Annotated in this window: 8 protein-coding genes; 4 read left to right on the top strand and 4 right to left on the bottom strand. The window is 62.7% G+C overall.

Features of this window, described 5'->3' with window-relative positions; genetic code table 11:
• Positions 1-160 precede the first annotated feature (160 nt).
• Positions 161-652, top strand: a complete 492-nt coding sequence (locus E8D38_RS25220; RefSeq protein WP_181179420.1) for a hypothetical protein — start codon at positions 161-163, stop codon at positions 650-652.
• 305 nt (positions 653-957) lie between these two features.
• On the opposite strand, the gene E8D38_RS25215 is transcribed toward E8D38_RS25220, so the two are convergent.
• On the bottom strand, positions 958-3,135 hold the full coding sequence (locus E8D38_RS25215; protein WP_181179419.1) for a DNA/RNA non-specific endonuclease: 2,178 nt from the start codon (positions 3,133-3,135) through the stop codon (positions 958-960).
• 440 nt (positions 3,136-3,575) lie between these two features.
• Complete coding sequence (locus tag E8D38_RS25210; RefSeq protein WP_140636902.1) at positions 3,576-4,253, bottom strand: hypothetical protein; 678 nt, start codon at positions 4,251-4,253, stop codon at positions 3,576-3,578.
• Positions 4,254-4,598: 345 nt separating this feature from the next.
• Here E8D38_RS25210 and E8D38_RS25205 point away from each other — a divergent pair, with 345 nt between their 5' ends.
• The gene (locus E8D38_RS25205; RefSeq protein ID WP_140636900.1) at positions 4,599-4,844 is read left to right on the top strand and encodes a helix-turn-helix transcriptional regulator; all 246 of its coding nucleotides are present in this window, start codon (positions 4,599-4,601) and stop codon (positions 4,842-4,844) included.
• 14 nt (positions 4,845-4,858) lie between these two features.
• Here the strand turns inward: E8D38_RS25205 and E8D38_RS25200 are convergent, their stop codons facing one another.
• Positions 4,859-5,173: a hypothetical protein gene (locus E8D38_RS25200; protein WP_140636897.1), complete on the bottom strand. Its 315-nt coding sequence runs from the start codon at positions 5,171-5,173 to the stop codon at positions 4,859-4,861.
• A 160-nt stretch (positions 5,174-5,333) separates the two neighbouring features.
• Here E8D38_RS25200 and E8D38_RS25195 point away from each other — a divergent pair, with 160 nt between their 5' ends.
• Both E8D38_RS25195 and E8D38_RS25190 read left to right on the top strand, forming a co-directional pair.
• A complete protein-coding gene (locus E8D38_RS25195) occupies positions 5,334-5,741 on the top strand; it encodes a hypothetical protein (RefSeq protein WP_140636895.1) in 408 nt (135 codons plus the stop codon).
• Complete coding sequence (locus tag E8D38_RS25190; RefSeq protein ID WP_181179417.1) at positions 5,728-6,468, top strand: helix-turn-helix transcriptional regulator; 741 nt, start codon at positions 5,728-5,730, stop codon at positions 6,466-6,468. Before E8D38_RS25195 ends, E8D38_RS25190 begins: the two co-directional genes overlap by 14 nt.
• Here E8D38_RS25190 and E8D38_RS25185 read toward each other — a convergent pair.
• On the bottom strand, positions 6,461-7,474 hold the full coding sequence (locus E8D38_RS25185) for a rhodanese-like domain-containing protein (RefSeq protein WP_181179415.1): 1,014 nt from the start codon (positions 7,472-7,474) through the stop codon (positions 6,461-6,463). The genes E8D38_RS25190 and E8D38_RS25185 overlap by 8 nt on opposite strands.
• Positions 7,475-7,662: the final 188 nt, after the last annotated feature.

Raw genomic sequence — 7,662 nt, 5'->3', positions numbered from 1 at the left:
AAGCGCTTGGACAAGGCGATCGGCCTCGCCTGGTCAGAAGATGTGTTCATCGACGAAGTCAACGACGGACGCAGCTCGCTGACCTGATCCTGCGTCCGATCCACGGGATGCCCGGACGCTTACGTTCATCGAGCCAGACGCCACGGCAACCGTGCGCTCGGTGGTGCCGGACGTAGTCGACAACGCGGCCGCCCTGACTCTCGAAGCGTCAGAGACCGAAAGCGAAGACAAGAACTCGGCGAGGCCTCCAATCCAGAGGCAAGATGTCAGCACGGAGCGGAAACTCCTCGTCATCCCTCCCTCGGAGCCCGCCCTCAATGGCTACCGATGCTTCCTCGCAGTAAGTGATCGGGTGATGGAGGACAGAGGTGACTTCTTCCTCCAGCCTCACCGCACCTCCGTGGTGTGGGGCGGCCAGCGGGCGTTGTTTGTCTTCGAGCACCACTCCGCCGGGTTCGGGCTGTACTACGACGTTCAAGCTGAGGAACTGGTCGCCCCGAATTCAGGCGGCGGGGCCTTCCCGACCTCGACGCTGGTCTTGAACAACCGAATCTTCATCCCGGTTCCGACGAACATCGAGGCGGCCTTCATTCCGAAGGACGCGGAGCGCAAGCGGCTAATGGTGAAGTGCGACCTGCTTTTCATCTATTGACGCACGCGACGTTGCTGCGCTTGACCAGCCCTGACGTGACGACGCCTTGCGCCCTGACGTGCAGATCTGGGTTGTTCGCTGCTCTCGCTCGGTCACATTGAATATCTTCAGGAAGACGACGCGAAGAAGAGCTTTAGCGACGTAATGCGGAAAGCCTCCCCTCTGGCGTTGCCTCGATCGACGTCTTGGTGATGTGGTTCGCGTAAGTGAGCGCAATGGTCAGCAATGAACCTGCGATGCGAACGACCGTTGACACGCCCGCTAGCCACGATGTCGACTTGTTGGGCTCCTGCATGTCACACCTCCTAGTCGTTCGGATGCCGAAAGGAGCTGGGCGTGGACAGAGGCTCCGGCGGTAGACTGCCTGAGCGTCGGCTGGCGCCAGGGGGGTCTGCCACGATGCGCTCCAGGACCTCTTCCCCATCGGTGGTCTCGTCGCCGTCGAACGTGTCACAGTCGTGCATCACCGCCGCGAACTTCAGTCCCGTCTTCTCTTCTATGAGCTGCAGGGACTTCTGCTTGGAGTGGAAGACCTCGTCGAAGTGCAGGGCCTCGAACTCGATGTCGCCTACCAAGCGCTTCTGGTCCAGGACGAAGCAGGTTGTGCGCAGAGCACCAGTCGCATCGAACCAGACCACCACCTTGTAGAAGCTCAATGCGACCTGCACTCCCTTAAAGGGACGGTCCTGAGAGTCGAAGATCGGCCCGGCGAAAAGGCAGATCCGGTTGGCCTTGCCCGGCTCAAGCGCCACACCCTGCTCGAGGAGCTTGTCTTCTAGCTTCCCCCAAAGGCCGTGGTACCCATACTTCGCACGGTTCAGGCCCGGCACCTGCGGCACAGCATTCGTATAGGCGCAAGTCATGTCCGCTGCGAGCAAGGCCTTCCCCATGGACTCGCCCCACTCCGCATCCTCGCGCCGACTGAGGTGGCCCTTGTCGAAGCCGCTGTACCTGTACCAGGCGTCGTCGAGCTGAACGTCGTAATCGATGCGGTTGTCCCGGAACCACTTGTCGTTGCGACCGCTCAACTCAGGGTAGCGGCGCTTGCCCGTGACGTTGATCGCGCTGACAACCGGCACACGCCGCACGGCGTGGTGGATGGTGCTGTAGTGGTGGTACTTCAGCAAGTATGAAGAAGGCCGATCGATCCGAAACGCCAGCATCTCGCGCAGGTCGTCGTTCGGAACCGGCATCGGAATGCGAACGCCGCTCATGAAGTCCTGCTGGTATCCATCGCAGGCTGAGAAGTCCATCTCGTCCTCGTACTTCTTCTCAAACTCTAGCTCGACCCGTGCAGGCACTCTGGCCGCGCTCACGGCGCCCGCGCCGTCAACCGCGATGTGGATGTTGATCACACGACGCTCGGGCGCGGCGACCGGCGCGGCGAAGGCGGCCACATCGGAGACCTTCTCGGCCGGCACCACTACTGCGAGCTCAGGGCGCGGCAAGGAGAGGAAGGCCAAGTCACGGGCGTCGCTGTAGCCCGGGCCGAATAGGGGCTGGATGAATCTGCTCTGCCGTACGGCAGCAGGCGCGTCGTCCCTCAAGTGCTTAACGAGGGAACTCACCCGGAAGCCGCGGTTGCACTCCCAGACGATGCGCGTGCCGTCGACCGTTCCGTTGACCACCGGGATGATGTTGTCGTCCTCATCCAGGTACTGGCCCGCGGCATTCTTCTTGGCCACTCCAGCGCTGTGCAGCGCGATTACCTGCCAGTCATCGTTGAAGACGGGAGATCCGCTGCTGCCCAGCTCGGTGTCGCTCTTGTAGAAGAGCATTGTGTCGCTGGCCCGGTACTTAAGGATCTCGTTGTCGCGCAACGCAACCTGCTTCTCCTTTCCCTCGGCATGCTGGATGACCGAGGCAAACTCGCTTTCGCCGGCCTTCCCGACTTCGCCGTTGAGCACCAAATAGCCTTGCGCGGACAGCTTGATCGAACCCGAACGATCTAGCGCTTTGACGGCAACGACCGCCAAGTCCAGGCCCTCGAATGTATAGAAGAAGGCCTGAGGATCCAGGTCGAAAACCACGGGCTCCTGAGGCTTGCCGTCCAGGCCGAACTCGAACCCAAACTGGACGACGCAGTCCTCGAACTTGCCTTGAAAGTCCGCCAGGTCAGCCGCAGGAAAGACGTGATGGTTCGTGAGCAGCAGGTCCGGCGACACCAAGAATCCGGTGGCCTTGTAGATTCTCCGGTCCCGCCTGTCAAAGTACGACACCATCCCCACCGAGCGCGCTTTGGCCAGACCCAGCGCAAGGTAGTTGATGGGCAAGAGGTCGTCGCCCTCGAAGTAGCGCTCGTTGGCGTTCTCGACCGCGTCAATCGTCGTGCGGGCGATCATCGCCTTGCGACGGTTGGCGTGCGCGGAGCCATCGAGTTCGACTGCCGTGCGTTTGGCGTTGTCAGCCTTGAGATTGAGGATGTCCGTGATACTTCCGAACGTGACTTCGGCAGAGTCCAACAGGTCGCTAGTGAGCTTCATGGTTCCCTCCTTGACTGATACGCCCATCGGTCGCCTGCCTTGCGCTGCCGGCGTCCTCGAAGTGCCCGTCGGAGCGGTCTCCGCCGCTGGCCGGATCAGGCAGAAGCGCGATCCCTGCGCGCACCGGGCGATTCTGAAGCTCGGCACGCTATCGCACATCGTCAAGTTTTGCCAGACAAAACTCCCCAAAGGGCGACCGCATTCATCCGAGCTCACGAGGCTGTCGCAACGCGGCTGCCGTCATTCAAACCAGGAGGTGCCCCCGCGTCGCAGACACTGAGGATGCCGAGCAGCCCAGGCCAGCCGGTGGGTACTCTTCCCACCGGGGCGATATGGAAGGACAACACGCGCTTACTGGATGCCTCTGCTTATGGCTTCATGTCGACTTGCGGTCGTGGCAACTTACCCAGATCCATAAGCAGCGTAAAGTCGTCAATTCTCTAAATCTCGCTGTCCACGTGCAGAACGAATCCGCCGGCGTCAGAAACGGAACCTCGTTGGTGGCGACCGGTTGCAAGGTAGGTCTGCACCTCGCGTATCAGCGCGCTGTACTGTAGATACCGTGACTTGTTCTGGGCAATGTTGTCTTGGTGACTGAACGCCGCAGGATAAGCGCTGGTGATCGCAGCAACGGCAGTGAACGACAGGAACAAGTTTCGGACTGTCAAAGACGAATTTGGCCAACCCACTCTGGTGATGAGAAACAGGCACACGGCCGCGATAACACCGGACAAGAGCGTGAGCGAGATCACCATGTAGTACACCGAATAAATGAAGATCATCGTTTGAAAGTGATGCTTCGCTCGGCCTCGCAGTTCTTGCAGCTGGCTGAGTAGCCGTGTCTGCTCGCCCGGATTCAATGAAATCTGAACTGTCACCTTGTCGGATTCGACTACCGTTACGGGAAGTGGTCCGATCATGTACCCCTCGATCATTCGCTTTCCGACGATTGGAAAGTAGTAGTTGAAGAGCACCGCGAAGATGATGATGAGCGCTGTGAGCACCATCTGCATCGCAAGTGGTGTGCGTGAGAGTCGAGGCCGCAAGGACGGGTGCGCTCCCTCTCGTCCGTGATCCGCCGCTCGAGGTTCTGGATCGCTTAGCATCGACAGGGCCATGTGCTTCTCTCGTCAGTACGAGCAGAACCCTAGAACGCCAATGGTTAGCCTGCCATCCCCAGGTTGATGGACCCGTGACTCCGGACTCTTCTGGCGCCGGGTCCGCGTCGCACAGAAAGAGGTCTTAGGCCCCGAGAGGCCAATGGGCGGCCCTCTCTCTCGGACGGGTCGCATAGGGAACAACATTTGCTCCGTGCGCAGCTTCTCCCTCCGGACGTAAATGCAAGCAGGCTGCGCATGCGCTGTCAATGCAAGATTCTGGCCCTAATGCTGCAGCGACATTCGTGATAACAACGCCTAGATTCAATGGCACCCCATGCAACACCATTGAATCGCGAGGTCCCAATGCAGTCCCACACCGAACAGCACGCGCGCCACCAGCAAACAAGCGACGGCACCCACGAAACGCCCTCCCCGCTGCTGAGGCTGCCCACCGTCATGCAGCTCACCGGCCTCGGCCGGTCGACGATCTATCGGCTCATGGCGTCCCAGGAGTTCCCTCGGCCGGTGCGCATCTCGCGGCGCGCCATCGGCTGGCGCAGCATCGACGTCAGCCGATGGAACGAATCGCGCCCGGTTGCCGCCCCGTAGCCACCACTCGACCTTCACCGTCCCATGAGCCACACGACCAACTTCAGCGCAAGGCCCAGCGTCAGGAGCAGGCCGAGCCAGCGGCCCCAGCGCCAGGTCGTGAAGGTGTACCGGTGGTTGTGCATCAGCGCCCGGCGCAGGCGCGACCCTGCGGCCACCAGGCACACGGCCATGAACAGCCGTCCCGTGATGCCGATATTGACCGATGCAGTGGTGATGACCCAGCACCATGCCAGCGGCCAGGCCAGCGCATCGATGGCGGCCAACGCCGTGCGGCCCGGCCACACGGAGGCATCGGGTTTCGGTTGTCGCTGGATCACGACCCACATGGCACCTCCCACGGTTCGGCACGCAGCGCATGCCTTCAAGAGAACCTTAGGCAGTGCCCGTCGCCAACGCTCGACTCGGATGGCAACTCTTGGTAAGCGCGGCGTCACACGCCGCGCTTCACTCCTTATTGTTTGACGCAAGCGCAGGGAGTACCACGACATGGCAGACGCACCACCATCCATCGCAGGCCACGGCACTGCATCGCCAGAGCCACCCACCTGCTCGCGCCGCGATCACGCGGCGCAGCCCGCACGCCCGCTGGGCCCCAAGGCTCGTATCCGGCACCAGCGACGCCCCAAGCGCTGGGCCCCGGCCCGCACGCTCGACGCCACCGTCCTGAGTTCAGACGACAGCAGCATCTCCTGCGTGCTCAGGTATTCCGCTGACGGTGTCGCCGTACAACGCTGCGAGTGCCGTGACAACACGCTGACCGAGCTCTACCTGGCCTTCAACAGCGCCACGGACTACAAGGCCTGGTGTGATGCCGACATCCTGCGCGAGGCCGCCCCCGAACTGCACCGGCAGCTGCGCCAGTACGGTGAGGAGCACTTCGATGCGGTCGGTTGAACCGTCTCCGCCCAACACCGAAGCCATCCTCCACGCGATCGATCAACTCGACGAGGTCGGCGAGAGGTCCGCCGCGCCACTGGCACGGGCGGTACACGCGATGGGCGCCGACGTGGCGCTGTTCATCAGCTTCATCCGCGAAGACGCCACCCGGCAGTCCTACCGCTATGTCGTCGCCTGCGACCCGACCTGGGCGACCAACTATGCCCGCTGCTGCTTCGACAACGAAGATCCGTGCGTGCGGTACGCGCTCTACAACACCGAGATGGTGCTGGCTGACCAACTGCCGCTGCTCAACGACCGTGAACGGGCCATGATCGCATCAGCCCGCGACGTCGGCTTCATCTCGGCGCTGGTGGTCCCAGCTCCGACCGCCGCGGCGCAGTCCCGCGTCGGAGTGTTGTGCATTGGCTCACGTCAACCGGGCTATTTCGACGATCCAGGCAACACGCCACTACGCCACCTGGCGCGCAGCCTCGCGATGCAACTCAGCGACCAGGTGCAGCGCCTGCTGCGTGATCAGCTGGCCAGCCGCCTGCGCCTGACCCCCATGGAGATCCAGCTGCTGCGCTACGAGCAGCTCGGCTACAGCAGCAAGCAGATGAGCCAGCTGCTCGACATGCCGGCCCGGACCATCGACGTGCAGTTCAGCCGGCTCCACCACAAGATCGGTGTTGCCAACCGCCGCGACGCCGTCCGCTTCGCCGAGCTCTACAACCTCATCTAGCGCCAGCCGCGATCAGCCGCTCGCCCAGTGCTCGAAGGTCGGCTTCCAGCAGCGACGCCAGCGGCCAGACGACGGACCGCCCTGCCGCATCCACCGGCGACAACAGCGCATGGCAGCGATCGCCATAGTCCAGCAACGCACCGACGGTGTCGGTCGACGCCTCATCGGAAACCTCACCCGCCGGCACCATCGCACCACCTCGCCGCAAGACGTCCTGTAGCACCGCATCCGGCACGCCCGCCGAAGCCAAGTGCTTTGCCAGCAGCTCGGCCCGCGCAAGCCTGGGTACATCCACCAACACCGCAGGACGACGTGCCAGTGCTGCATGCAGCACTGGCGGCAACGCCGGCTGCTCGCCGATCGGCAGCACCTCGTCGACCCACACCGCACGCGACGGATCGCAATGCCTCAACCGATCGACCAGCAGGCTTTCCAACCAGGCGGCACTGGGTGATGCCTCGCCGGGCAACGACAGCCCGGGCATGCCACGTTGCCCCAGCAGATTCGAGACACGCAACACCTGCTCGCCCAGCGCCCCCAGCGCGGCCACCACGGCCTGCGAGACACCGCCCGGTGCCGCACGCACCCACCGCAAGTCCAGCGCCTGCGACAGGATCTCGAGCCCGGCCTTCACCCACCTCCGGTAGTTGACCCAGCCACCGGGCAGCACGTCGACGTCCAGTCCACGTGTGCGCAAAGAGGCAGCCAGCGCACTGCTGTCGAGCCCTCCGCGGCCGCAGTACAGCAACAGCACGGCATCGACAGGCAACGGTTCGATCAACGCAGCGAGCCCATACGGCACATCGACGGGTGCTTCAGCAGCCGCCAGCGGCATCTCGCGAGACGTCCCGGTGGTCCATGGCACCGACATCGCACCCGGCACGTGGTCCTCGGCATACGCGTCGCGATCGCGCAGGTCGACGATCAATGCATACGCATCGAACTCCTGCACCTCGAGTTGATGCGGATGCACCGGCAATCGCGATGGAAACGCAGGTGAGGTCACGTGTGCTCCGCAATGAAAGATCTTGGCCCGAATGTGACGTCGACGTTTGGCCTTGCGCCACCTAGATTGTCTTCATGTCTTCTCACCACGCGACTAGGACCTCTTCAGCCGGCCCATCGTTCCCAGGAGTCTCTCGTATGCCCTGCCCTCACACATCATCGCTCGCACACGACTCGCCTGTGCAATCG

Source organism: Methylibium rhizosphaerae (assembly GCF_006386545.1).
Classification (GTDB): Bacteria; Pseudomonadota; Gammaproteobacteria; order Burkholderiales; family Burkholderiaceae_C; genus Pseudorivibacter; species Pseudorivibacter rhizosphaerae.
This window is presented reverse-complemented; position numbering and strand designations above follow the sequence as displayed.